Raw genomic sequence first — 771 nt, forward strand, 5'->3', positions numbered from 1 at the left:
TGCCAAGGCATCCACCGTATACGCTTCGTCACTTAACCATACAACCCCAAACAGCCTTTTGACTTCTGTCTAAGTTACGTTGCATGCATGACAAGCTAATCGGAAGAATTGCCTTGCTATCAAATCATCGATTGATAACAAGCAATTCAGTCAAGTAGAGTAAAAAGTCATCTTTCGATTTCTCAGTTACTCAATTTTGATTGATTACTATTAATATCAGCTTTCCAAATTGTTAAAGAACTATCGTGCAAAATCATGACGCTTTTTGTCATGACTTTTGCGCAAGGAGGACCTACATTACTCTTTAAAGTATCGTAAATGCTCCCTTAGAGTAAAAAACCCTAATCAATCTTTACTGAAACAGTAAATATTCATTAGGATTTCGGGTCCAACGTGACACGTTTCTACCTTTGTTACCTTCCTTTCACAAAGCAAGGAAATGGTAGGCTTGGGCAGACTTGAACTGCCGACCTCACCCTTATCAGGGGTGCGCTCTAACCAGCTGAGCTACAAGCCTTCAGTTTCTAAGTTTGTTAGCAACAAACCCAGTTTCAAGTAGATGGTGGAGCTAAGCAGGATCGAACTGCTGACCTCCTGAATGCAAATCAGGCGCTCTCCCAGCTGAGCTATAGCCCCATAAACTTGTGTCGTTCTTCATTTTAAACAAGACTATCTGTGTAGGCACTGCATCAAGGCGTCTTTCGACGTAATGGTAAGGAGGTGATCCAACCCCAGGTTCCCCTAGGGTTACCTTGTTACGACTTCACCCCA

2 tRNA genes and 1 rRNA gene are annotated in these 771 nt (G+C 42.4%); all 3 read right to left on the reverse strand.

Annotation, left to right across the window (positions count from 1 at the left end):
• Window positions 1-440: 440 nt before the first annotated feature.
• Window positions 441-517: transfer RNA gene (locus NO989_RS21865), tRNA-Ile, on the reverse strand.
• Window positions 518-560: 43 nt separating this feature from the next.
• Window positions 561-636 (reverse strand) — tRNA-Ala (locus tag NO989_RS21870).
• A 77-nt stretch (window positions 637-713) separates the two neighbouring features.
• Window positions 714-771 (reverse strand): 16S ribosomal RNA (locus NO989_RS21875); the annotation flags it as partial.

Source organism: Alteromonas sp. DY56-G5, from assembly GCF_041414725.1.
GTDB lineage: Bacteria > Pseudomonadota > Gammaproteobacteria > Enterobacterales > Alteromonadaceae > Alteromonas > Alteromonas macleodii.